The organism is Alcanivorax sp. (genome assembly GCF_002733835.1).
In the GTDB taxonomy this organism is placed as follows: Bacteria; Pseudomonadota; Gammaproteobacteria; order Pseudomonadales; family Alcanivoracaceae; genus Alcanivorax.
Genome location: NZ_NVWY01000033.1, coordinates 49,257 through 71,419, shown reverse-complemented (window position 1 = coordinate 71,419; position 22,163 = coordinate 49,257). Strand labels below are relative to the sequence as shown.

Here is a 22,163-nt window from a genome sequence, read left to right as displayed (position 1 = left end):
TTCCCACCAATCCCGAAGTTTGAGGGAGGTTGTGGGAAGCGATGTTTACATCGCGAAGGCTTTAGGCATGGCACAGAACCTTAAGTGAACGGTATTACCCCTCTAGCCGGTTTTTTTGCCCAATAAATGGCAGAATGCCATCAACAGAAACCGGGCGGGGGCTCGGGATACAACAGAGGGAAGGGGTACATCAAGATGTTTCATATTGCAGATTCCAGAGCGATGCTCTGGTCAATAGCGTTGCTCTCCGTGCTGGCCTCCGGTTGTACCGGCACCCGATACATGCCAGCGCAAGGCCAACTCGCCGGCCCGGCGACTGCGCCACAAGCGCTGCAAGGTTTCGCGGGCACCGCCGATATTCAACTGGACCTCCCCGGTGGTTACGCCTCACCCGAGGCTCGCAACTACCCCACCCAGCTCGCCACCAGTGAAGTCAGCCGCTGGTTTGCCGATGCCGGCGAAGACTTAACCGTGAGCATGCATAACGAGAACATCGATGACAGTGGCTGGATCACCATGATCCCTTACTTCCTCACGCTCGGTATTTTGCCCTCCTGGGTAACCACCAAGGGCGAGACCGTCATGGAAGTGAAAGCCGGGGACCAAGTACTGTTCCTGAACCGCGAACCCGTGCAATACAAGTCAGCCCTCTCCATGCTGCTCCCTACTGCCTACCTGGTAGGCAGTCCCGGCACGGAGCAGTACGAAGTCATGACCAACGACCAGCTCAACCGTCACAAGCAGGCGTTGCAACAATTCATTCAGTCCCAGCAGGCCGGCTACGAAAGTGCCGTGTCCGCAGGCACCGTCGACGCCTACCGTCAGTATCTCAACAACAACCCGGAATCCTTCTTCCGCATGGAAACCCTGCGCCGCCTGGCCGAGCTGGCTCCCGCCACTCATGCACTGCCCTATCACCGCGATAACATCGCCATCGACAGCGCCTACATCGTCTACCTGCCCGATGAATACGACATCTGGTTTCTGGGGCCACAAGACCTGAAGGTCTACGACGTATTGCGGCTTTCCCGTGATGAAGACAACACCTTGCTAGCCTCACGCATCCGTGCCGCCAAGCAGCCATACAAGGTCTTCAACACGGACGAAATCGCCCTGCTCAAGGAAGGCGGCCTGTCCTCCAACCTTATCGCCGCCATGATTGATGCCAGCGCCAGCAGCCAACCCGGCCCAACACCTGCGCCACCCGCCGTTGCCAGCGCAGCGGCACAGCCCGCAGGCACACCGGCAGAATCCCCCGCCCAGAACAGCATGAGCGACATCGCCGCCCAATGCGCCAAGCGCTACGCCGCCTTCAAAGCCTGCGATCAGGTGCCCTCTTTCGGCGCCAACATCTGCCGCAGCCAGGTGAAAAAGAAATACTCCCACATCGCCTGCGAACTCATTCAATAGTAGGCAAATTCACTGTGGGAGCTTGCCTGCAAGCGATTACCCAGCCGTTAATCGCTTGCAGGGCTATCTAAAAATTGACCACTGACCAAATGAACAGTATATTGATCGTCCGGGTAGCCCCAGGCCTTCATTACTGTGACCCCAGGAAAGCCTGACGATTGATCTCCGCGCCCCAAGGATGGGGCCGGGCTCCCGGACTTATTTCTTAAAGGCAAACACAAATAAATCGTGTGTCCTTTGCAGGAGCGGCGCTTGAGCCGCGAACCGTGCAAAGCAGGACATCCACCTGATAATTTGCAATCTTGCCCTGCACCACTCAGGGCTCCGGCTTCTCCAGCTCCTGCATCACATAGCCCGCTTCATCCATCTTCTCGGTGAGCACCTGCTGGGCATCAAACACACCACGGTTATAGAAATACGGCCCAGCTCTTTGGCAAAGAAATCAATCAAGAACTCCGCCTCGAACCCACCGATATCCTGCTGAAGCTCGTCTTCGAAGTACGCTTTGATCTTGCTGACCATGCGGGCTTTTTGGTCTGGGGTGAAGGTGATATCGGTCATGGTTTACTCATTGCCGAAGAAGGGTGGGAGCAAAGTGCAAGACCTAACCCCATTCGCCCATCATTTGGCGACCGGTTTTTAATGGCTTTTTTATGCATTTAGCCACCCATGCTCTGGATGATTTTTTTGTTTAATTCCTGAAATGACTTTACAAGATCATCACACGCTACCTTTGATGCACCACAACGTGCCGACATATCTATATAGATAGTGCCATCGCGCTCAATTACTCGTCTCTCAACATATGCTGGATGAGCTGGATGATTTATTGGAGTAAAACTGTAAATCACACCCGCTTGAGAGCTGGCGATAGTCCACCCGTTTTTCTCGTAAACACTAAAAGACTTATCGCCTTTTAAATCGTTTAATTTTTCACCGACACTTTGACCTTCTTTGTTATGGCCGGTATACCCCAGATCCTCGCCATAGACCAAACAGGGCAGCAGACCAATCGCGATTAAAGAAAGTAAGCATTTCATGCTGATTACTCGTTTGATTGCATAACGCCCAGCACAAGGGCAGACAAATAAGCACAGCGTTTTGGCTGTCCCAGCGACCAACGGGAGCGATTGCTGCGGCTTGTTATGCATTGATGTTTAATTCTTCTGCCAAGCTAAACCAACCACTTGATTTCTCTGATGGCCTTAGCTTTGAATCACAGTATTTGTAAAAGTCATGAATTATAGGCATTAAATCCTCAGCTGAAACTAAACTTATTAAATTTTCAAATGACTCTGGAATTCCTTTTGTTGTTTCTACAAAACCCAAGGAAGTATATTTAGAGGGATCAAAATTTAGTAGCCTACAAATGACAAAAGTCGGAATATAAGAATCGTACATATCTCCTGGGCAAGCCGCGCCACCTAGTCGGGAGTAGTAATCTCCAATTTGCCAATGGGCTTTTTGAATTATTGTCTGATTTTCAGTCATACGATTGCATAACGCCCGAATTTGGGGCCATAGTGAAGCGCAGCGTAACGGAGGTCCCAGCCCCGGAGGGGCGAACAACATGCGCTTGTTAGGAAACATCTACAACGCATAAAAATTTACCACTCTATACGCGCCAAATAAGAGTAGACCAATTACAAGAAAGCCTACTTGCAATATCTCTGATATAAACATTTTGATTGAAATATCAGCACCACTAACCTTGCTTGAATCCGTAGCTTTATTGATTTGTTCGTTATGTAGGTTAACTAACCCGCCATGAAGCTCTGCTGTGTATTTGATCCATAGCTGCTGCCACTTTATGCCCGCCAATAATGAGCAACCCAATGCACCCCAGGACAAAAGACGAGAACTGGATAGGCGTCGGAGCTTGAAGGCAAAGTAAACTGAACACTGAGGCCTAACAATGCAACTGCCAACCCAAGAAGGTAATAACAGAATTTAACTTGGGCCTCAAAGTGAATCTTTAGAGTAATGTCCCGCAAATCTTCTGCCATGATGTATTACTTCCTAACGCCTTTGTTTAGCGGTGCCCTGACAAGGGCGTCCGGTGGAGGCCGTAGGCCGGAACGAACTACAACAATTTGTTAGGCTTAAATGCCACAGGCCGCCAATGCCTCCCTCAACTCTTCTCCTAACGTATACTCCCCGGTAGTCGATGCAACCGAATTTACTCCGAATCCAATGATGCGCATTTTCATCATTTTACCCACTCGAAGTTGGCTGATTATTTCCTCGGCTTTTTCACCCGTAGTGGCTGTGTAAGGGCTAGACATTTTTTGGACATTTTCCATGCTTGCCTTCATTGAATTTTGCATGGCTTCTGAGTCGATACCTTCAATGTCTTTCATGTATGACGTATCGATTTGGTAGGCACTAGAGGAAAAACGCAAGGGCGTTTCGGATGGCGATATTGCTATAAAACTATTCCCATCAACCCGTATCTGAACATCGCCAACAGGAACGTCATAGTCGTTATGTATCCCAAAAACAACGCCATCTGGGCCATTTTCGATAAACGGATAATAGTGGATGCCGCCCATTCCCTTCACGATTCCCTTACCAAAATCAGTCCCGTAAACCACCCTGCAAGTTTTTTGGTCAGTAAATTCATCTTGATAGCTTCTTGTTGACCAATTCGTTGATGCGCAAGCACTTAACAACAGAACCAAGACAGATAGCAGAATCTGTTTCATTATGAATAACTCCATTTTTCAAATGCCTAACAGTTAATTCAATTGCAGATGCGATATATCACTTTGCTGTATACCCCCGATCCGGCCCTGCTCAAGAGCCACATAAAACCATCACCCAATCAGTGACTTACCCCACAGGCAAGAATCACTCTCAACGGATTTTTCTTGCACTTGCGTGTTGAACAGGAGTTTTTACTCATGCTTTTCTTGCATCCGCTTTTCTGAAAATTCACTTTATCTCAGCAACTTACAAAAATATGTAAGCTATATCCTACATATTCAACTTGTGTGCGGGTGAAAAAGGAATTTAGGCCCGGGCAATCAGGTTGGTGAGAAAGTTAAGGTTGGAAGGTTGATTGCCAAGTTTGTCAGGTTATCTGGCGCGGGGTTCGTCCCTCGAGAGGAACTCCTACAAAAAAGTGCGGGTTGCTTTGACGGTTTGGGTTTTCCGTGTTGCTTGTTGCATGAAGCGTGTTGCAGCCGTTCGCCCACAAAAAAACCGCGCTAAAAGCACGGTTTTTTTTGGGCGAACTGCGTAGTACCTACTACGCGCTCTTTTCGGCGATCTTCTGTTTCCAAATGACCGGGCCGGTCTTGTGTACGGATTCGCCTTCGGAGTCCACCGCCACGGTGACGGGCATGTCTTCCACTTCGAATTCGTAGATGGCTTCCATGCCCAGGTCTTCAAACGCCGCCACGCGGGATTTGCGGATGGCTTTGGACACCAAATAGGCGGCGCCGCCCACGGCCATGAGGTACACGGCCTTGTTGTCCTTGATGGCTTCGATGGCGGTGTCGCCACGCTCGGCCTTGCCGACCATGCCGATAAGACCAGTTTCTTCCAGCATGGTGCGGGTGAACTTGTCCATGCGGGTAGCAGTAGTCGGGCCTGCCGGGCCAACCACTTCGTCACCGACTGGATCCACCGGCCCTACGTAATAGATAAACCGGTTGGTGAAGTCCACGGGCAGTTTTTCGCCCTTGGAGATCATGTCCACCATGCGCTTGTGGGCAGCATCACGGCCGGTGAGCAGTTTCCCGGACAGTAGCAGGGTGTCACCGGGCTGCCAGGTCTGGACTTCTTCCGGGGTGACGGTGTCCAGGTTGACGCGCTTGGCGCCTTCGTCGTTGCCCCAGGCAATCTCGGGCCACTCTTCCAAATCCGGTGCTTTCAGATCCGCCGGGCCGGTGCCATCCAGAATAAAGTGCGCGTGACGAGTGGCTGCACAGTTGGGGATCAGGGCTACCGGCTTGTTGGCGGCGTGGGTGGGGTAATCCACCACTTTCACGTCCAGCACGGTGGTCAGGCCACCCAGGCCCTGGGCGCCCACGCCGAGGGCGTTCACTTTTTCGAACAGTTCCAGTCGCAGCTCTTCAGAGCGGGTCTGGGCACCACGGGCCTGCAGCTCGTGGATATCGATGGGGTCCATGAGGGATTCTTTGGCGATCAGCATGGCTTTCTCGGCGGTGCCGCCGATACCGATGCCCAGCATGCCCGGCGGGCACCAGCCGGCGCCCATCTTGGGAATTTGTTCCAGCACCCAGTCCACCACGGAATCGGACGGGTTGAGCATGGCAAATTTGGATTTGGCTTCGGAACCGCCGCCTTTGGCCGCCACGTCGATTTCCAGGGTGTCGCCGGGCACGATGGAGTAATTGATCACCGCCGGGGTGTTGTCCTTGGTGTTGGCACGCTTGCCATCCGGGTCCGCCAGCACCGAGGCACGCAGGACGTTGTCCGGGTGGTTATAGGCGCGACGCACGCCTTCGTTGATCATGTCATCGAGACTCATGTCACCTTCGAAAGTCACGTTCATGCCGACTTTGGCAAACACGGTGACGATGCCTGTGTCCTGACAAATCGGACGGCGGCCCATGGCGGCCATGCGGGAGTTAACCAGGATCTGCGCCATGGCGTCCTTGGCGGCCTTGCTCTCTTCTTTCTCGTAGGCTTCTTTCACCGCGCGGATGAAATCCACGGGGTGGTAGTAAGAGATGTACTGCAAGGCATCTGCCACGCTCTGAATCAGGTCATCCTGGCGAATCACCGTCATGGGATTACTCCTGCTGGGAAAATAGGGGCGCGTAGTATAGCGCAGAGAGTGAAGGGGGCGGAAATCGGCGGCGGGAGCGCCGTGACTAGCCAGCTCTCGCGGCCATTAAGCGCCAGTTCGACTGTGGGAAGCGATGCTTGCATCGCGAAGGAACCAGCGGCACACCGCCGTTATTCGTGATGCAAGCATCACTTCCCACACAAAACCGGGAATGTTGGGCTTTCAGTCGCAACGGGTGTTATTGAGCAACCGGATCAGATGACGGTTTACCGCCTCCGGCTGTTCCAGGTGCAGAAAATGCCCGGCATCGGCCAGGGTTTGCAACTCCACGCCACCACTGAAATCGCTTTCTACCAGCGTGTGGTCCAGCAATTTGGGGCTCATGCAGCCATCGTTCTCGCCGATCAGGATCTGGGTGGGCGTGGCAATATCCCGCCCCAGCCAGGCTCTTGCTTTGCGATGCTCTTTTTTCCACACCTTGAACAGGGACCGGTACCAGGCCAGGGCAGCGGAAATCACACCCGGCTCCGCCAGGGTGTGCTTGGCATTATCCAGATAGAGTTCCGGCTCCCAATCGGGAGACCAGCGCCGCCATAGCGCTTCCACGCCCTCCAGGTCGCCGCGCTTGAGCCAGGCTTCCGGGGCCAGCGGCAGCTGGAAAAACTGCATGTAGCCGCTCAGCAATACTTGCTCCGGCACTTTCAATAACGCTTGGGGAATCCGCCGGATGGGCGGAATAGACAAGGCACTGAATGAGCAGAAGGTCTCCGGGGACTGGGCGCAAGCCAGATATCCCACCGCGGCCCCCCAGTCGTGCCCAACCAGATGCACACGACCGCCCAGCTGTGCGGCAAAAACCATCAGGTCGTCCACGGCAGCATACAGGGAATAATCACCGTTACCGGGCTGGCAACCGGGCGCATAGCCGCGCAACGCTGGCGCGATAGCCGTATAACCGGCATCCGCCAGAGCATTGATCTGCACCGCCCAGTTTTCATAAGTGTCGGGAAAACCGTGCAACAGAATCACCGGCTCACCATTGCCGGCCATCAAGGCAGGAAAACGCAGGTCACCATTGACCAGCTCTACCTGTTTCATCGTGTTACCTCAAAGTGATTGGAACGGGGGGCATCGTCATGATCGCTGCCCTCTTCCACCAGAATCCTTTCCACTTGTGCCAGCGCCGGGCCCTGGTGCATGGCATCGAGCATGTCATCCACAGCATCGCTGTCGCCTTCCAGCAACGCCTCTACCCGGCCGTCTGCACAATTGCGTACCCAGCCGGTGAGATTGCGACGTATGGCTTCCTGGCGCGTCCAGGCCCGGTAGCCTACACCCTGCACAATACCGCTCACCAGTACATGCTTAACCGTCATGCTTGTCCTCGTGGTCAATGTGGGCAGAGGCCCTGTTCGGGTCTGCGTTGTCGTCTGTTTGATTTTCCGGCTTGCTGAATAGCGTATCCAGGCTGATATCCAGCGGTGCCATCATGCCTTCCCGGGCCTGATCCATTCGCCTCTTCAGCACTGCCTCCCAGGGCAACAGCTCCTGCTGTTGCCGCACTCTTAGCTGGGTATGGGCCGGCCACGGCAGCATGGCCACCAACTGGCCCAGCGACAGGTTACGCAGATCCCGGCTAAGCATGTAACCGCCTTCTTCCGTGCGCCGGATCAGCTTGGCATTCACCAGCAGGTTGCGAAATTCATCCCACTGACTGATGCCGGATTCGTGCATTACCTTGCGCACTTCCTTGCTGCGCAGCACCTTGCCGTTCTGCTGGCGCTGCCAGAACACATTGAGCAGGCGCACCAGGGCGTGCATGCGCGGCACCTGGCGACGGTGTTCCTGAAAGACTACTAACGCACGCACCAGCTCGGCACCACCGAGCACAATGGTCCAGGAAATATAAATCCACAGCAGAAACACGGGTACGGCAGCAAAAGCGCCATACACCACCTGGTAACTGGGCGCCTGCTTGATGAAAAAGGTAAAGCCGCCTTTCGCCAGCTCAAACAACAGAGCCGCCACCGCCGCCCCCAGCACGCCTTGTCGCAACGGAATCTTGGTATTGGGCACCACCGTGTACATCAGTGTCAGCATGGCGGTGGTGAACAGGAACGGCAGCAAGGACAGCCATAGCCGCACACCGCCCAGGTAGCTCACCGTGTCGCTGAAGATGGCCTGCGAGGTGAGATACGATGAGATCGCCAACCCCAGGCCCAGACAAATCGGCCCGAGTGACAATACGGCCCAGTACATCAACAAGCTGGTGAGACCTTTACGCGGGGTCTGCACTTTCCAGATACGGTTCAGGGTTTGCTCAACCGTGCTCAGCATCAGGATGGAAGTGATCACCAGAAACACAATGCCCAGCCCGGTCAGGTTTGCTGCCTGTTTGGCAAAGGACTGCAGGTGATCGAGCAGCATATTGCCTGCGGAGGGTACAAAATACTCAAACGCCCATGCCTGGAACTGGGCGCCCTTGTCTTTCAGGGCGGGTACCGACGACAGCACCGCAAAACTCACGGTCATCACCGGGACGATGGCAAACAGGGTGGTATACGTCAGCGCGGCAGCACTTTGCCGGCAACCGTCTTCATTGAACTGGCGCACCAGCAGGGCAAAAAACGCCTTGATGGAATCGAACCGGGCGTGCACCGGAATTACCGGTTGCTCATTCTCCATGCTCTACGCGTCCTCTCTGGTTGACCCCTTGCCACCGCACGTGTGCAGCTTACAATGGCAGCGTTACGAAACAGGATATGCAATCCCATGAGCGACTACATTATCTTCCACAACCCGCGCTGTTCAAAATCACGTCAGACGCTGGCGTTGCTGGAAGAGAACGGCATTACCCCCACTATCGTAAAGTATCTGGACGATATTCCGGATACCGCCACATTGAAAAGCCTGATCAGCAAGCTGGGGTTTGCCCATGCCCATGATCTGGTACGCAACAAGGAAGCGGATTACAAAACCGCAGGCCTGTCTGCGCAAAGCAGCGATGCTGACGTTATCGCAGCGATGATTCAGTACCCGAAATTGATTGAACGCCCCATTGTCGTCAAAGGCGATCAGGCGGTGCTTGGTCGTCCCCCGGAAAACGCCCTGCAGTTACTGGACTGAATCACCCATGACCGATTATGTGCTGGTGCTTTACTACAGCCGCAACGGCAGTGTTGCCAACCTGGCGCAACAGGTCGCTCGCGGTATCGAAAGCACTGGAATGGAAGCGCGCCTGCGCACGGTCCCGGCCGTGTCTGCCAACTGCGAAGCCAGCGAGCCGGCGATACCGGATCAAGGTGCACCCTACGCGACACTGGATGATCTGGCCGGTTGCCAGGGCCTGGCGCTGGGCTCTCCCACCCGCTTTGGCAACATGGCCGCACCCCTGAAGTATTTCATCGACCAGACCAGCGAGCTGTGGATGAAAGGCACCCTGATCGGCAAACCCGCTGGCGTGTTCAGCGCCACAGGCAGCCTGCACGGCGGCCAGGAAAGCACGCTGCTTTCCATGATGACGCCCCTGTTCCACCACGGTATGGTGCTGGCCGGTGTGCCGTACTCCGAAGCCGCCTTGCTGGATACTCAAAGTGGCGGCACGCCCTATGGCCCCACTCACGTTTCCGGCAGCCAGGGTGACCCGGCGCTGACGGAACACGAAATCACCCTGGCACGCGCACTGGGCAAACGCCTGGCGTTACTGGCCCGCCAACTGAAGGCTTCCTGATGAATCTTGTTTTATTCCGTATCAGCTACGCGTTGCTCCTGCTCGTCGGCATCAGCGGCCTGTTCACTCTGGCACCGCCGGACGCGCACATTGTCTCCAGCCTTATCATCGCGCTAGTGCTGTACGGTCCCCTGTTATTGATGATGCCTGCTGCTATCAGCGGCAACCGGCGCCAGGCCACCTGGCTGTGTTTCCTGCTGCTGTTTTATTTCTGTGGCTATGCGGTCCAGCTGCTGGATCCGCCGCCAGTGCGCACCCTGGCGATTGCCAAAACGACCCTGACTGTCATGCTCTTTGTGTTTGCCGCATTACAAATTCGTCAGGGCCAGAATGCTGATTGATGAACGCCTGGAAGTAGAAACACCGGAAGGCGCCATGCTCAGCCTGTCGGTGGCCGGGCCGGTGCCCCGGGCGCTAGCCTACGCCATCGACCTGGCTATTCGGCTGGTGATTTACGGTGCATTGGCCTCAGTGTTCGCGGCACTGGGCAAAGCCGGCATGGGCCTGCTGCTGATCATGGCGTTCGTGCTGGAGTGGTTTTACCCCACCCTGTTTGAAGCCTTCCGCCACGGGCAGACGCCGGGCAAGAAAGCCATGGGGTTGGTGGTGGTTCATGCCAATGGCAGCCCACTGAGCTTCAACGGCAGCCTGATTCGCAACCTGCTGCGCACTGCCGATGCGTTCCCGCTGTTCTATTTGCTCGGGTTTATCTGCACGTTGATCAGCCCGCGTTACCAGCGGCTTGGCGACATGGCCGCCAACACCCTGGTTGTCCATATCGAAGAAACCCCACAGATTCAGGAACAGGCTCAGGGTGACACCCTCGCCCCGGACTGGTCCTTGAGCCGGGATGACCAGCTTGCCCTGCTCGCCTTTCATGAACGCCATGACCGCTTTTCCGAAGCCCGCCAGCAAGAGCTGGCGCAACTGGCGTACCCCGAACTGACACCGGCGCTGGCTTTGCAGCGTCTGAATGCCGTCAGCCGTTACCTGGTACAGGGGCCCACATGAAACAGGCCCGTTTCGAACAACAATACCGGCCGGAATGGCAAGCACTGGAACGCCAGCTCGAGCAGCTGGAGTCCCTGCATGTGAGCAAAAAGAACAAGCTCACCCTGGACACCTTTGTCACCGATTACCGCAAGCTTTGCCACCAACTGGCGCTGGCACGGGAACGAGGCTACAGCGTGCAGCTGCAGCAATTCCTCAACAATCTGGTATTACGCGCCCATCGCCAGCTGTACCGCTATAACCCGTCCCTGGCAGATCGCATCGGCACCTTTATCGCCAGCGGCTTCCCCCAGGCGGTGCGCCGCCAGTGGCGCTGGCATCTGGTCAGCGCCCTGGCCTTTGTGCTTTCCATGGCACTGGTATGGGTGCTGGTGCAGCAACAACCGGAAATGATCTACACCGTGGTGGATGAGGCCAGCATTGCCAATCTGGAAAGCATGTACCAGCCGGAAAACCAGGCGGACATGAAGAACGAGCGTAGCGGCGATGACGACGTGATGATGTTCGGCCACTACATCCAGAACAATATCGGCATCGCCTTCCGCACCTTTGCCAGCGGGCTACTGCTGGGCGTAGGCGCACTGGTGGTGATGCTGTTCAACGGCAGCTTCTTCGGCGCCGCCGCCGGGCACCTGATCAACGTGGGCGCACAGGAACCGTTCTTTACCTTTGTGATCGCCCACGGCGCGCCAGAACTCACCGCCATTGTATTGGCTGGTGGGGCCGGGTTGCGCCTCGGCTGGGCCATTATTGCCCCTGGGCCCTGGTCACGGCTGGACGCCCTGCGCCTTGCCGCCCGGGATGCGCTGCCCACCATGTACGGGGTCTTCGCCCTGTTATTGTTGGCCGCCTTTATCGAAGCGTTCTGGTCACCACGGGACCTGGCGCCAACCATCAAATACAGCGTGGGCGCGGCCTGCTGGGGCCTTTTGTACCTTTATCTTTTGTTCGGGGGACGGGATGGAACTCGAAAAGGCTAGCGCCCGCCTGGCACCGCGCAGCCCCTGGCAAGCCGCGGACCTGGGCACGCAGTTTTACCGCCACTGGGCTGGTTCCATTACCCGCGTGTGGCTGCTGTTTACCGCCGTACCCTATGCCCTGCTGTTAACCATGGCCGCCCTGAACAACAGCCTGTGGCCCCTGTTTATCTTCTGGTGGCTCAAACCCCTGTGGGAACGCCCGCTGCTGGCCTTTTACAGCCACGCCCTGTTCGGTGAAACCCTCACCCTGAAAGCCTTGCTGAAACGCTGGCGCCATTACGCGCTACCGGGGCTGGCCGGCCAGCTCACCTGGCGGCGCCTGAGCCCCATGCGCAGTTTCAATGCCTGCGTCTGGCAGCTTGAACAAGTGAAAGGCGACACCGCCAGTCAGCGTCTGAAAGTACTCAACAGCTATCCGTCCAACCGGGCGGGTATGCTGACCCTGCTGGTGCTGCACCTGGAGCAATTCATGACGCTCGGGCTAATGGCGTTGCTGTATATGCTGGTGCCCTGGCAGTTCAACCTGGAACTCAGTGACTGGTTCTATGACCAAAGCGCATTGCAGCTGGTCATCTCCGGGTTGTGTTTCTATCTGGTGCTGTGTGTCACCGAACCTCTCTACGTGGCCTGTGGCTTTGCCCTGTACCTGAACAAACGCACCTGGCTGGAAGGCTGGGATTTGCAACTGGGCCTCAGCCGGTTGGGCAAACGTCGCCAAGCTGCCAGGAACGTCATCGGGGCTCTGCTACTCGTGGTACTGCTGCCGTTCACCAAGCCCGCCAGCGCCGCATCAGCACAGCCCCCGACCACCGGTAAAACAGAACAGCAGCAAGTCATTGAACTGCTGGCCAGCCCGGATTTCATGCCGCTGCAAGAAAAGACCGAGCGGCAGTGGATTAATCAGGACGACAGCGAATCCGAGAGCCTGATGGAGAAAATCTGGCGGTTCCTGTTTGATAATCTGGACGATGAGAACGCCGAGACTAACAGCACGCCGCTGAATATACCGGATGCCTTGCTGTGGACCATTTTCTGGGCCCTCTTTATTGCCCTGGCCCTTTGGCTAATCCTCAAGGTCGCCAACCAGTTCGGCCTGCGCGGGCACAGCACCCGCAACCGCACTGTCATTCCCACCCATGTGGCCGGGCTGGATATCCGCAAACGCAACCTGCCGAAAAACCTGGACCGTGCGGTCGAACAGGCTCTCAAGGCCGGAGACATCCGCGGCGCACTGGCGGTGCTGATGCGCACCAGCCTGGCCGGCATTCTGGCCCGCCATCCCGTGCCTCTCGCCGCAGGCAGTACCGAACAGCAATGTCTGCGCACACTGCAGGAGCACCACGGCGATTCATTGCCGATTGCCTACCTGCAGCGGCTGACCCAGGCCTGGATCACTACCGCGTGGGCCCACCGTCCGGTCAGCGCTGAGCAGGTGCGTACCTTGACCCAGCATTGGCAGCAAATGGACCGGCTGGAGGCAAATCATGCGTAAGGCTCACCTGCGCCGTGCTTTCCCCTGGCTGCTGGCCACCCTGCTGGTCGCCATGATCGCGGGCTACTACGCCCTGACCGAACCGGTCACCTACATGCAGCGGGTCGCCCCGGACAGCAGCATCACCCGCAACCCCTACAGCGCCGCGCAACGCTGGCTGGCACAACGGGGCCAGCCCTCTGAACGAATTCTCAGTGCTGCGGCCCTGTTCCCGTTACCCGACACCCGCACCACCCTGGTGATCGATAAACACCGGGGCATGCTCACCCACAACCAGGTCAACACCCTGCTGGAATGGGTGCAAGACGGCGGGGAACTGGTGGTGGAAGCCCGCCCACTCCCCTCGCTTCTCGAAGCCTCTGATGCCACCGACGAAGACTGGCAGGACAACGACCCGCTGCTGTTCCCGCTGGGCATCACCGTCTGGGACTCCCCGGTGCCCAGCGAATCCATTGAAGAGGATCCGGTCCGGGATCTGATCATGGCCTTGCCCGTTTTTGTGGACAGCCCCTTGCAGTACTGTCTGCAAAGCGACAACGAGGAATTGCGTGAAGGGTGTGCACGGCTGGTCTGTGACGCGCCACCGGAGCCCCCGCCTCTTGGATTGCATGTGGGCGACAACGCACCCGACCGACGGGTGCAGCTTTTCAGCGACTACGTCATCTGGCATGACAGCTGGGATGATGAAGAAGGCGAGACGCCACACCTGAAATGGCCGGTAGAAGTGACCGCCTACGCGGACAACGATTACGGCAGCCAGCTGGTGCAACTGGGCCTGGGCAACGGACAGATTTCCGTACTGACGGACCTGGGCCTGTGGTCCAACGAACGCCTGCTCTATTTCGATCATGCCTGGCTGCTTGCCTGGCTCACCGCCGATGAACCAGTGTGGTTTGTGCGCTCCGTGGCCATGCCGCCGCTGGCACAGTGGCTGTGGCTGAAAGCCCCGGCACTGGGTTTTGCCCTGCTGATACTGCTGGCCCTGTGGTTGTGGTATCGCATTCCCCGCCAAGGGCCACGCCAGGAAGCCCGCGAAGAAAGCAGCCGCGACTACCTGCAACACCTTCACGCCAGTGGCTATTTCCAGTGGCGCACCAGCCAGCAGGCAGCCCTGATAGAAGTGCTACGCAAGCAGGCGGAACAACACCTGGTCCGTTTTCATCACCAGCGTGACAAGGCACTGGCGCTGGCCGCGAAAACATTATCGGTGCCCGCCAAAGAACTCGAAACGGCCCTGCAGATGCAACCGGAAACCCGGGACCAGTTCACGCAGCAGGTCTCATTATTACAATCGCTGAAAAATTGCAGCCACTGATACGCTCACACAGGTGCAGTGGCGCGGACATACACGTCAACGTCAGTTGCAACGCAAAAGGACAACAGCATGAGCCAACCCGCCACCCTCGCCGATGCGGCCGCCCTGGCCCACGACATTGAAAGCCGGCTCAATCAGGTACTGATTGGCCAGCAACAGGTCGTCCGTGAAGTGCTGATCGCACTGATTTCCGGCGGCCACGTTCTTATTGAAGGCGTGCCCGGCCTCGGCAAGACCCTGCTGGTGCGCAGTCTCGGGCGGGTACTGGAGCTGGACTTCAACCGCATCCAGTTCACCCCGGACCTGATGCCCACCGACGTGACCGGCCACGCCATGTACGACCAGAAAACCGAACAATTCCGCATCCGGCGCGGCCCGGCGTTCACCCAGCTGCTGCTGGCTGACGAGATCAACCGCGCCCCGGCCAAGACCCAGGCGGCACTGCTGGAAGTCATGCAGGAACGGCAGATCACCATCGAAGGCAAAGCCTTTACCCTGAACGAACCCTACATGGTGCTCGCCACCCAGAACCCGCTGGACCAGGAAGGCACTTACCCGCTGCCGGAAGCAGAGCTGGACCGTTTTCTGTTCAAGGTGTTGATTGATTACCCCGGTCATGACGACGAAACCCGCCTGGTGAACATGGTGCTCGACGGCACCATCCGCGCCAGCCTGGATGTGGACAGCCTGAGCCCGGCCACGGATGCGGCCGGCTTGCAGGCCATGAAAGCGCTCAGCAACGACGTGCTGATCGACGCCGAAGTGCTGGACTATGCCCTGCGCATCGTCCGTGCCACACGGGACTTCAATGGCCTGAGCCACGGCGCCAGCCCCCGGGCCAGCATTGCCCTGGCCCGGGCGGCCCGCGTGCAGGCCATGTTCGAAGGCCGTGACTTCGTCACCCCGGACGACATCCAGCAAGTGGCCCGCCCGGTACTGCGCCATCGCATCCAGCTCAGCGCCGACGCAGAAATCGAAGGCCAAACCCCGGAAACCGCCCTGGCCCGTCTGCTTGACCAGGTGGAAGCGCCGCGGCAATGAAGCCTGCACCTCGCCTGCTTCTTGCCGTTGGCCTGTGGGCCCTGAGCGCGATCTTGCTGTTGTTTTTCAGCGGCAGCATCGCGAGCCTGTTGTGGTGGGCGGCCGGAGCGATTCTGGCGGCCTTTGCCCTGCTCGACCTGCTCCATGGCTTGCGCCGTCCGGCCCCATCGGCCGAGCGTATCGTGCCCAATGCCCTGTCCGTGCAACAGCCGCACCCGATCAAGGTACGCATTCCCTCCGCCGAGCTGCCGGCCTCCATGACCCTGGCGGACCATCACCCCGGCGATGACCCGCTCACTGGCCTGCCCTGTGAGCTGGCCCGTGCCGAGCAAGAACTCACCGAATTCACTTACCACTACCGCCCCAGCCGGCGTGGCCCGGTGACGTTCGGTGACCTGGAATTCTGGTTCCCCAGCCAGCTGGGTTTCTGGTCGCTACGCAAAACCTGCCCGGCCCATTGCACCGTCCCGGTATATCCGGATTTTTCCCGCATCAGCCAGACGCAGCTGGACGCCAACCATTCCTTTCTGCTCACCGGCAGTCGCCTCAAGCCCCGCCGTGGCGAAGGTATGGAATTTCACCAGTTACGCGAGTATCACCCCGGCGACAGCCTGCGTCAGATCGACTGGAAAGCCACTGCCCGCCGCCGCAGTTTGATCAGCCGTGAGTATCAGGACGAGCAAAACCAGCAAGTGCTTATCATGCTGGATGGTGGCCGGCGCCTGGGCATGCCGGTGGGCAAGCTCACCGGCTTCGACCATGCGCTCAATGCCTCGCTGCTGCTTGCCTGGAGTGCGCTCAAACAGAAAGACAAGGCCGGGGCCATGCTGTTCTCCGGCGACCAGCCGCGCTGGCTGCCGCCGGTGCAGGGCCAGAATGGTCTCAATCATTTGCTCAACGGGCTCTACGATCTGCACCCCAGCCAGCACGCCAGCGACTTCAGCCTGGCCGCCCGCCAACTGGTACGCCATAGCCGCCGACGGGCACTGGTGGTGCTGGTGACACGGCTGCAACACGAGGATCTGGATGACCTGCTCAGCGCCGTCGGCTTGATGCGGCGACACCATCTGGTGCTGATTGCCGACATGCTGTTGCCCGAGCAGGAAGCGCTGGCCCGTCAGCCGGTTGAGGATTTTGATCGGGCACTGACCGTCTGTGCCGACGCCCAGGAACAAAAACAGCGCGAACAGTTGCACACACGCCTGCGACACGCCGGCGCCCTGGTCACCAGCGCCACACCGCAAAACATGCCGCAGCAATTAAACCATCTATATCTGGCACTGAAACGCAGCGGACGGCTTTAGTCGGATTACGCCTTTCAGGCTAATTCGACCTACTTGAGAAGTTGGGTTTTGTCGGTCGAATTAGGCCGAAGGCCGTAATCCGACAACACTAACAAAACAAGCGCTCCAGCGCCTGACCGAGCGGCACAGCCTCACGCTCATACGCTTTTGCCAGCGCTTTACACCAACGCGCCGGTCGCTCGGCGAGGCCTTGCTCCAGCAACGCCTGCGCTTTCGCTTTTACCTCCACCGCAAACGCCGCTTCATCACCACCGTCACCATTCAGGTTATCCAGCGACACCCGAAAATCATGCCCACAAGCGGCACAGAAAAGCGCTTCCAAAGCCTGAGGATAGACTTCCACCCGGCTGAACTCCGCCTGCTGATCCGCACTGCGACCATCCGGCGCATACCAGTAACCATAGTCTTCCTGTTGCCGCCGCGCAGCGCCGGCCACGCACCAGTGGGCGATTTCGTGCAGAGCACTGCGAAAATAGTCATGGGTATAGCAAATTCGGTGGGGCTGGCCGGGCAGGTATACCGGTTCACTGGCGCCACCTTCCAGCACGGTGTGGTGGGAATGAAAAAAAGTCGCCCGAAACAGGCGCTCCAGTTCACCACTGACGTACCCCTGTGAAGCGCTTTGCGGTATGGTAGCCGCCTTCGTCTGAACCTGATTCTGATCTATTTCGTTCACCACACCGTTCCGTTTACAACAGTAGCACTTGCCTATGTTATCCCGCCGTCAGGAACTCGCCGCCCAACTCACCCTCGCACTGCCGATTCTGGGTGGGCAACTGGCGCAGACGGCCAACGGCTTTGTGGACACCATGATGGCCGGGCGAGTCAGCGCCAATGACCTGGCCGCGGTGGCCGTGGGCGCCAGTATCTGGGTACCCCTGTTTCTGTTCATGACCGGCGTGCTGATGAGCGCCACCCCGGTGCTGTCGCGGCATCTGGGCGGCGAAGCTTATCATCGCATCAACCCCCTCGCCCAGCAGGGGCTCTGGTTGGGCCTGGGGCTGGGTGTCCTGTGTGCGCTGATCCTGCGCAGCATTGCCCCGGTGCTGGTATGGATGGATGTGGACCCGGCCATTCGGCCCATGGTCAGCGGCTACCTGGATGCGCTCAGCTGGGGGATGCCCGGTGCCGCGATAATGCTGGCCCTGCGCAGTTATACCGAGGCCATGAATCATACCCGTCCGGTGCTGCTGATCAGCGTTATCGGGCTGATGATCAACATTCCCAGCAACTATGTGCTGATCTACGGCAAGCTCGGCTTCCCGGCCATGGGCGGCGTGGGCTGCGGCTGGGCCACCTCGCTGGTGATGTGGTCCATGGCGCTGATGATGATGATCTACACGCACCGCCACCCGGTGTACCAGCACGCGCCATTGAACCTGCGGCAACGGCATTTAGAACGGGCCAGTCTTGGCTACATGCTGCGCCTGGGCTTGCCGGTGGGGCTGACGATTTTCTTTGAGGTGAGCATCTTTGCGGTCATCGCTCTGCTGATCGGCAGCCTGGGTGCCCAGGTCGTTGCCAGTCACCAGATTGCTCTCAACTTCACCTCCCTGATTTTCATGGTACCACTGAGTTTTGCCCTTGCCGCCACCGTGCGGGTGGGCCACGCCCGGGGGCGCAGCGACCGGGACGGCATCCGCGTGGCGGTGCAGGTGGCCATGGCCATTACCCTGGTCGTGGGCATCGCCGCCGCCTCCAGTCTGGTGCTGGCCCGCCACTGGATCCCCCGTATTTATACCGACAACGGCTCGGTGATTGCACTGGCCAGCTACCTGTTGTTGTTCGCCGCCCTGTACCAGGTTTCCGACGCCCTGCAGGTGTGCGCCAATGGCTGCCTGCGTGGCTTTGAAGACACCGGTTGGCCCATGGTGATGACCCTGCTGGCCTACTGGGGTATCGGCCTGCCCATCGGCTATGGCCTGGCGCTGACCCACTGGTGGGTGGACCCCATGGGTCCCGCCGGGTTCTGGATCGGCCTGGTGGCCGGGCTGACCAGTGCTGCCGTCTTCCTGGGCTGGCGTCTGCGCTGGCGCCTCGCTCAGCCACTACCGGCACCGCCGACAAGCTCGCAGGAAGACCTGGCCGCCTGAGCCGGGCGCTCACCTGCCTTACAGTTTTTACACCCTGGCAGCGCTTTCATTGTGTTATTTGCATTTTCTTTGCATTGCTTCTGTAGATAATAACCATTCTCATTTTGGTTAGCTTGCCTCTACATTCCTATGTCTCCACTTTCGATTACCTCCCGCACCCTGGCCGCGGCTTTGGGTGGTTATGGCCTTGCGTCCCTGTCGGCCATGGCCCTGGCCGTTACCCTGCCCATGGCCCGCGACCAGGCCGTGATCATTGGCATCATGGTGGCGTTGCTGTTGTGTAGCGGCGCGGCTATTTGGGCGTTTTCCGCCCGCTCAGCCTGGCGGGCCTGGGCCGGCATTCTCGCCCCTGGCGTGCTGCTGGGTGGGCTGTATCTGTGGGGCCTGCCCGCATGAATAAATCATTTCGCCAATCCATGGCCTGGCTACACACCTGGACCGGCCTGTTACTCGGCTGGTTGCTGGTGGCCATTTTTATTACTGGCACCAGTGCTTATTTTCGGGAAGAAATTACCCTGTGGATGCAGCCGGAAGTGCATGATTCCACCCTGCAACCAGGCACCATCGACATGGCTCTGGCAGCATTGAATGCCAAAGCTCCAGACGCCCGCTCCTGGGACATCAGCCTGCCCGGCCCCCGCCAGACCGCCGCCGAGCTGCGCTGGCAACCGGCCAAACCACCTGAAGACGGAAGACGCCATCGCGGTGAACAGATACTCATGGATGCGGATAGCGGCGAGGTCGTTGCACCACGCGCCACCCGCGGCGGCAATTTTTTCTACCGCTTTCATTTTGAACTGTACGGCATCGACCGCCTGTGGGCGCGGTTGCTGGTCTGCCTGGCAACCATGTTCATGTTGATCGCCATTATCAGCGGGGTGATCACCCACAAGAAAATCTTCAAGGATTTCTTTACCTTCCGGCCCGGCAAGGGGCAGCGGTCCTGGCTGGACGCCCACAACGCCACGGCGGTCCTCGCGCTGCCCTACCACTTCATGATCACCTATTCCGGCCTGCTGCTGTTTATGACCCTGATCATGCCCTGGGGAATCGACGCGGCCTATGAGAATGACCGCCGCTCGTTTTTCTCCGAGGTATTTTCCCGCGGAGAAGACGCGGCGCAACCTGGCTCGCCGGGTGAGATGGTGGCGATCGGGCCATTGATCGAACAAACCGAAACCCGCTTCGGCAAACCGGTAGAACGCATTCAAATCACCAACCCCAACCGGGACAACGCGCAGATCACCTTGCGGGTCAACAGGGATCCGGCGGTCACCGATCGCCAGCGCGGTGGCGATCCAACGCAAGTATTCCAGGGCAATACCGGTGAGCTGATCGACACCCACATCCCCGCCAATGATCCGGTGTCACCGGGCTGGCGTATCTATAATTTCTTTACCAGTGTGCACATGACTCGCTTCGCCGATCCACTAACCCGCTGGCTGTTCTTTCTGTTCGGGGTCGCAGGCTCCGCCATGACCGTGACCGGCATGCTGCTGTGGGTGAGCAAACGCACCCAGCAATTGCGCCGGGACCAGCAGCCCGACCGGGCCCTGAAAATGGTGAACGGACTGAATATGGCCTCCATCACCGGGCTGATGCTGGCCATCGCCGCCTACTTCCTGGCCAACCGTTTGCTACCGGTCACGCTGGCTGCCCGCGAAGACCGTGAGATTCAGGTCTTCTTCATTGTCTGGCTGGTGTCACTGGTGCATGGTCTGCTGCGCCCGAACCGCCACGGCTGGATTGAGCAGGTCGCTGCCGCCTCGCTGCTGTGGTTTGCCATACCGGTAGTCAACATTTTCACCACGGCGTCGCACCTGTTTACGCCTCTGGCCTGGCAACATGCAGCCATCGCCAGTTTCGATCTGGTCTGCCTGATTCTTGCTGCCCTGGGCGGGCATACCCTGTGGCGTTTGCAGCGCAAACCGCTGCCGGCAAAAGCACGCCGTGCCCCTGCGCCGCGCCCCTTCAACACAACCAACCCGGCCAGTGAGCAACCTGCCGGAGAATCCCCATGACGATGGCCCCGCCACTGTTTCTGGCGCTGGCTCTGGCCTATGCCGGCCTGACCAGCCTGTCTCTGGCCATGAAACGTCACCATGACCAGGTCATGGGCCGCAAGCTGCAGCCGGAACGCGTGCGCTATTACCGATGGCCCGGCTGGTTGCTGTTGGCATTATCGCTGTGGGTCACGTTGACGGTCTGGCCCCTGGGGCTGGCACTGTTTATGGCCGTGGGACTGGTGGCAATAGCCGGCTTGCCACTGGTGTTTTTGCTGCCGTATCGCGCACGGTTGGCAGGACGACTGGCTGTCGCCTTGCCCGTGTTGGCCATGCTGACCTGGTCAACGGTGGCGCTGGTCTAGAGCAGTGTCTCGTCGGATTCCGGGTCGCCCACGCAGGCCGTGGTCAGCAAGTGTCGGTAATAATCGGCACTGAGCCAGGGACGCCCACTGAGCAAGTGATTCAAATACCAGCGCTCCGGACGCAGATCATCGGCTTGCCACTCGGTATTGGCGATATAAACCCAGGTCTGTCGCTCGCCCTCATCGGTCTGTACTGGCAAGCGTTCACGGCGATAACGGACCGGGTGACCCTCGAACGGATCCATACGTTCGATTTCGCGGTGGTCCCACAGCTGGTACAAGACGCCCTGCACCTCCGCCCCGCCATGGTCCGCCTTCACAATGTTGGCGTAGGCAATCCCTTCTTTGCCATGGGCGCGCTTGTTGAATGCCAGTTGCCAGCCGGGTAATTGCGCCCGTAACGATTGCCGATAGCGCATGCCCCGCACCGCCATTCGTGCCGGGTTCATGTTCGACCCATAGGCAAAGTAATAATCACACTCCACACATCACTCCTGGTTATTGCTGGACGCCGGATGCCCGACGACGTACGCCTGCATTCAAAACCTGAAAAACTTAAACCCTGGTCGCCATGCTCTCTGCACAAAACACATTACCCATTATTTCCCGAATAATGGCCCTCCCTCAAAAGGAGGCACCGCAAGAGCGAGAGCTCCTTAG

The 22,163-nt window shown here is 58.3% G+C and carries 23 protein-coding genes and 1 pseudogene; 14 read left to right on the top strand and 10 right to left on the bottom strand.

The window, feature by feature from the left end; all coding sequences use genetic code 11:
* Positions 1-195: 195 nt before the first annotated feature.
* Entirely contained in the window at positions 196-1,410 is a 1,215-nt protein-coding gene (locus tag COA55_RS12840; protein WP_290502486.1) for a hypothetical protein, read from the top strand.
* A 316-nt stretch (positions 1,411-1,726) separates the two neighbouring features.
* Here the strand turns inward: COA55_RS12840 and COA55_RS12835 are convergent.
* From COA55_RS12835 to COA55_RS12800, 8 genes and pseudogenes are all read right to left on the bottom strand, one after another.
* Positions 1,727-1,971: pseudogene (locus COA55_RS12835) on the bottom strand (DUF2164 domain-containing protein).
* Between the two features lie 98 nt (positions 1,972-2,069).
* Positions 2,070-2,561 carry a hypothetical protein gene (locus COA55_RS12830; protein WP_290502485.1) on the bottom strand — a complete coding sequence of 164 codons (492 nt, stop codon included), beginning with the start codon at positions 2,559-2,561 and terminating at the stop codon, positions 2,070-2,072.
* Positions 2,554-2,901, bottom strand: coding sequence for a hypothetical protein (locus COA55_RS12825; protein ID WP_290502484.1), 348 nt, complete (start codon positions 2,899-2,901; stop codon positions 2,554-2,556). The genes COA55_RS12830 and COA55_RS12825 overlap by 8 nt, the downstream gene beginning before the upstream one ends.
* A gap of 611 nt (positions 2,902-3,512) precedes the next feature.
* Positions 3,513-4,115, bottom strand: a complete 603-nt coding sequence (locus COA55_RS12820; RefSeq protein WP_290502483.1) for a hypothetical protein — start codon at positions 4,113-4,115, stop codon at positions 3,513-3,515.
* Positions 4,116-4,660: 545 nt separating this feature from the next.
* Positions 4,661-6,169, bottom strand: coding sequence for a fumarate hydratase (locus COA55_RS12815; RefSeq protein ID WP_290502482.1), 1,509 nt, complete (start codon positions 6,167-6,169; stop codon positions 4,661-4,663).
* Positions 6,170-6,391: 222 nt separating this feature from the next.
* A complete protein-coding gene (locus COA55_RS12810; protein WP_290502481.1) occupies positions 6,392-7,267 on the bottom strand; it encodes an alpha/beta hydrolase in 876 nt (291 codons plus the stop codon).
* On the bottom strand, positions 7,264-7,545 hold the full coding sequence (locus tag COA55_RS12805; RefSeq protein WP_063521557.1) for an acylphosphatase: 282 nt from the start codon (positions 7,543-7,545) through the stop codon (positions 7,264-7,266). The genes COA55_RS12810 and COA55_RS12805 overlap by 4 nt, the downstream gene beginning before the upstream one ends.
* Positions 7,535-8,854, bottom strand: a complete 1,320-nt coding sequence (locus tag COA55_RS12800) for a YihY family inner membrane protein (RefSeq protein ID WP_290502480.1) — start codon at positions 8,852-8,854, stop codon at positions 7,535-7,537. Before COA55_RS12800 ends, COA55_RS12805 begins: the two co-directional genes overlap by 11 nt.
* Before the next feature lie 87 nt (positions 8,855-8,941).
* Here COA55_RS12800 and arsC point away from each other — a divergent pair, with 87 nt between their 5' ends.
* The 9 genes from arsC to COA55_RS12755 all read left to right on the top strand — a co-directional run bounded on the left by arsC (position 8,942) and on the right by COA55_RS12755 (position 17,042).
* Positions 8,942-9,295: an arsenate reductase (glutaredoxin) gene (arsC, locus tag COA55_RS12795; protein WP_290502479.1), complete on the top strand. Its 354-nt coding sequence runs from the start codon at positions 8,942-8,944 to the stop codon at positions 9,293-9,295.
* 7 nt (positions 9,296-9,302) lie between these two features.
* Positions 9,303-9,899: an NAD(P)H:quinone oxidoreductase gene (gene wrbA / locus COA55_RS12790; RefSeq protein ID WP_290502478.1), complete on the top strand. Its 597-nt coding sequence runs from the start codon at positions 9,303-9,305 to the stop codon at positions 9,897-9,899.
* Complete coding sequence (locus tag COA55_RS12785) at positions 9,899-10,240, top strand: DUF2069 domain-containing protein (RefSeq protein ID WP_063521565.1); 342 nt, start codon at positions 9,899-9,901, stop codon at positions 10,238-10,240. The genes wrbA and COA55_RS12785 overlap by 1 nt, the downstream gene beginning before the upstream one ends.
* The gene (locus COA55_RS12780) at positions 10,230-10,910 is read left to right on the top strand and encodes an RDD family protein (RefSeq protein ID WP_290502477.1); all 681 of its coding nucleotides are present in this window, start codon (positions 10,230-10,232) and stop codon (positions 10,908-10,910) included. Before COA55_RS12785 ends, COA55_RS12780 begins: the two co-directional genes overlap by 11 nt.
* Positions 10,907-11,890 carry a stage II sporulation protein M gene (locus tag COA55_RS12775; protein ID WP_290502476.1) on the top strand — a complete coding sequence of 328 codons (984 nt, stop codon included), beginning with the start codon at positions 10,907-10,909 and terminating at the stop codon, positions 11,888-11,890. Before COA55_RS12780 ends, COA55_RS12775 begins: the two co-directional genes overlap by 4 nt.
* Complete coding sequence (locus tag COA55_RS12770; protein ID WP_290502475.1) at positions 11,871-13,382, top strand: DUF4129 domain-containing protein; 1,512 nt, start codon at positions 11,871-11,873, stop codon at positions 13,380-13,382. Before COA55_RS12775 ends, COA55_RS12770 begins: the two co-directional genes overlap by 20 nt.
* On the top strand, positions 13,375-14,697 hold the full coding sequence (locus COA55_RS12765; protein ID WP_290502474.1) for a DUF4350 domain-containing protein: 1,323 nt from the start codon (positions 13,375-13,377) through the stop codon (positions 14,695-14,697). The genes COA55_RS12770 and COA55_RS12765 overlap by 8 nt, the downstream gene beginning before the upstream one ends.
* A gap of 69 nt (positions 14,698-14,766) precedes the next feature.
* Positions 14,767-15,738, top strand: a complete 972-nt coding sequence (locus tag COA55_RS12760; protein ID WP_063521563.1) for a MoxR family ATPase — start codon at positions 14,767-14,769, stop codon at positions 15,736-15,738.
* The gene (locus COA55_RS12755) at positions 15,735-17,042 is read left to right on the top strand and encodes a DUF58 domain-containing protein (protein ID WP_290502473.1); all 1,308 of its coding nucleotides are present in this window, start codon (positions 15,735-15,737) and stop codon (positions 17,040-17,042) included. Before COA55_RS12760 ends, COA55_RS12755 begins: the two co-directional genes overlap by 4 nt.
* A gap of 88 nt (positions 17,043-17,130) precedes the next feature.
* On the opposite strand, the gene COA55_RS12750 is transcribed toward COA55_RS12755, so the two are convergent.
* Entirely contained in the window at positions 17,131-17,718 is a 588-nt protein-coding gene (locus tag COA55_RS12750) for an elongation factor P hydroxylase (RefSeq protein WP_363970549.1), read from the bottom strand.
* Between the two features lie 34 nt (positions 17,719-17,752).
* Between COA55_RS12750 and COA55_RS12745 the strand changes: the two genes are divergently transcribed.
* The 4 genes from COA55_RS12745 (at position 17,753) to COA55_RS12730 (ending at position 21,503) form a co-directional block, all read left to right on the top strand.
* Complete coding sequence (locus COA55_RS12745) at positions 17,753-19,135, top strand: MATE family efflux transporter (RefSeq protein WP_290502472.1); 1,383 nt, start codon at positions 17,753-17,755, stop codon at positions 19,133-19,135.
* 129 nt (positions 19,136-19,264) lie between these two features.
* Positions 19,265-19,531 (top strand): DUF3649 domain-containing protein, encoded by a 267-nt coding sequence (locus tag COA55_RS12740; RefSeq protein ID WP_063519916.1) that lies wholly within the window; start codon positions 19,265-19,267, stop codon positions 19,529-19,531.
* Entirely contained in the window at positions 19,528-21,156 is a 1,629-nt protein-coding gene (locus COA55_RS12735) for a PepSY-associated TM helix domain-containing protein (protein ID WP_290502471.1), read from the top strand. The genes COA55_RS12740 and COA55_RS12735 overlap by 4 nt, the downstream gene beginning before the upstream one ends.
* On the top strand, positions 21,153-21,503 hold the full coding sequence (locus tag COA55_RS12730; RefSeq protein ID WP_290502470.1) for a DUF3325 domain-containing protein: 351 nt from the start codon (positions 21,153-21,155) through the stop codon (positions 21,501-21,503). Before COA55_RS12735 ends, COA55_RS12730 begins: the two co-directional genes overlap by 4 nt.
* Here the strand turns inward: COA55_RS12730 and COA55_RS12725 are convergent.
* The gene (locus tag COA55_RS12725) at positions 21,500-21,988 is read right to left on the bottom strand and encodes a gamma-glutamylcyclotransferase family protein (RefSeq protein ID WP_290502469.1); all 489 of its coding nucleotides are present in this window, start codon (positions 21,986-21,988) and stop codon (positions 21,500-21,502) included. The genes COA55_RS12730 and COA55_RS12725 overlap by 4 nt on opposite strands.
* Positions 21,989-22,163 lie beyond the last annotated feature (175 nt).

What these genes read in the sequence shown, in the direction of transcription:
- COA55_RS12840 (WP_290502486.1), top strand. Translation starts at nt 196, where the DNA reads ATGTTTCATATTGCAGATTCCAGAGCGATGCTCTGGTCAATAGCGTTG.
- COA55_RS12830 (WP_290502485.1), bottom strand. Translation starts at nt 2,561, where the DNA reads ATGCATAACAAGCCGCAGCAATCGCTCCCGTTGGTCGCTGGGACAGCC.
- COA55_RS12825 (WP_290502484.1), bottom strand. Translation starts at nt 2,901, where the DNA reads ATGACTGAAAATCAGACAATAATTCAAAAAGCCCATTGGCAAATTGGA.
- COA55_RS12820 (WP_290502483.1), bottom strand. Translation starts at nt 4,115, where the DNA reads ATGAAACAGATTCTGCTATCTGTCTTGGTTCTGTTGTTAAGTGCTTGC.
- COA55_RS12815 (WP_290502482.1), bottom strand. Translation starts at nt 6,169, where the DNA reads ATGACGGTGATTCGCCAGGATGACCTGATTCAGAGCGTGGCAGATGCC.
- COA55_RS12810 (WP_290502481.1), bottom strand. Translation starts at nt 7,267, where the DNA reads ATGAAACAGGTAGAGCTGGTCAATGGTGACCTGCGTTTTCCTGCCTTG.
- COA55_RS12805 (WP_063521557.1), bottom strand. Translation starts at nt 7,545, where the DNA reads ATGACGGTTAAGCATGTACTGGTGAGCGGTATTGTGCAGGGTGTAGGC.
- COA55_RS12800 (WP_290502480.1), bottom strand. Translation starts at nt 8,854, where the DNA reads ATGGAGAATGAGCAACCGGTAATTCCGGTGCACGCCCGGTTCGATTCC.
- arsC (WP_290502479.1), top strand. Translation starts at nt 8,942, where the DNA reads ATGAGCGACTACATTATCTTCCACAACCCGCGCTGTTCAAAATCACGT.
- wrbA (WP_290502478.1), top strand. Translation starts at nt 9,303, where the DNA reads ATGACCGATTATGTGCTGGTGCTTTACTACAGCCGCAACGGCAGTGTT.
- COA55_RS12785 (WP_063521565.1), top strand. Translation starts at nt 9,899, where the DNA reads ATGAATCTTGTTTTATTCCGTATCAGCTACGCGTTGCTCCTGCTCGTC.
- COA55_RS12780 (WP_290502477.1), top strand. Translation starts at nt 10,230, where the DNA reads ATGCTGATTGATGAACGCCTGGAAGTAGAAACACCGGAAGGCGCCATG.
- COA55_RS12775 (WP_290502476.1), top strand. Translation starts at nt 10,907, where the DNA reads ATGAAACAGGCCCGTTTCGAACAACAATACCGGCCGGAATGGCAAGCA.
- COA55_RS12770 (WP_290502475.1), top strand. Translation starts at nt 11,871, where the DNA reads ATGGAACTCGAAAAGGCTAGCGCCCGCCTGGCACCGCGCAGCCCCTGG.
- COA55_RS12765 (WP_290502474.1), top strand. Translation starts at nt 13,375, where the DNA reads ATGCGTAAGGCTCACCTGCGCCGTGCTTTCCCCTGGCTGCTGGCCACC.
- COA55_RS12760 (WP_063521563.1), top strand. Translation starts at nt 14,767, where the DNA reads ATGAGCCAACCCGCCACCCTCGCCGATGCGGCCGCCCTGGCCCACGAC.
- COA55_RS12755 (WP_290502473.1), top strand. Translation starts at nt 15,735, where the DNA reads ATGAAGCCTGCACCTCGCCTGCTTCTTGCCGTTGGCCTGTGGGCCCTG.
- COA55_RS12745 (WP_290502472.1), top strand. Translation starts at nt 17,753, where the DNA reads ATGTTATCCCGCCGTCAGGAACTCGCCGCCCAACTCACCCTCGCACTG.
- COA55_RS12740 (WP_063519916.1), top strand. Translation starts at nt 19,265, where the DNA reads ATGTCTCCACTTTCGATTACCTCCCGCACCCTGGCCGCGGCTTTGGGT.
- COA55_RS12735 (WP_290502471.1), top strand. Translation starts at nt 19,528, where the DNA reads ATGAATAAATCATTTCGCCAATCCATGGCCTGGCTACACACCTGGACC.
- COA55_RS12730 (WP_290502470.1), top strand. Translation starts at nt 21,153, where the DNA reads ATGACGATGGCCCCGCCACTGTTTCTGGCGCTGGCTCTGGCCTATGCC.